The 588-nt window shown below is 48.6% G+C and carries 1 pseudogene; it reads left to right on the top strand.

The window, feature by feature from the left end:
* A pseudogene (locus R7R78_RS28020) lies at window positions 1-588 on the top strand (sodium-dependent transporter); the annotation flags it as partial.

Below are 588 nucleotides of genomic sequence, written 5' to 3'. Positions count from 1 at the left end.
CCGGCGTAGCGATCCTTGCTGGTGTCGCGATGTTCCCGGCAATGTTTGCTTTTGGCATGGAGCCAGCAGCCGGCCCAGGTCTGGTGTTCGTCGTTGTTCCTCAATTGTTCGCGGAAATGGGCGGTGTGATTGGTTTGCTACTTGCGCTTCTGTTCTTCATCGGATTAACGGTAGCGGCGCTTACCTCTTCGGTTTCATTGTTAGAAGTAGTGGTTTCTTACCTTATCGATGAGAAAGGCATGAAACGTTCTAACGCAGTAGTTTCAGCAAGTGTCGTGATGGCATCACTTTGTGTCTTTGCATCGCTTTCGCTAGGCGGTATGGGACCAACGCTATTTGGTACCGGCGCATTCGATATCTTCGACCTACTGACAGACAAAATCTTCCTAGCGGTTGGGGGTATGTTGGTATGTATCTTTGCTGGCTGGCGCTTAAACCGTGCAGAGCTTGAAAAAGAAATCACGAATGATGGCGAAGTATCATTCCCACTATTTGGCTTATGGTACAACCTCGTTAAATACGTCATTCCGGTAGCGATTGCTATTGTTGCCTTCATGGGCATTAAGTCTGGCTTCGATAGTGGCAAAG

This window comes from Vibrio sp. 2134-1 (genome assembly GCF_033339495.1).
This window is presented reverse-complemented; position numbering and strand designations above follow the sequence as displayed.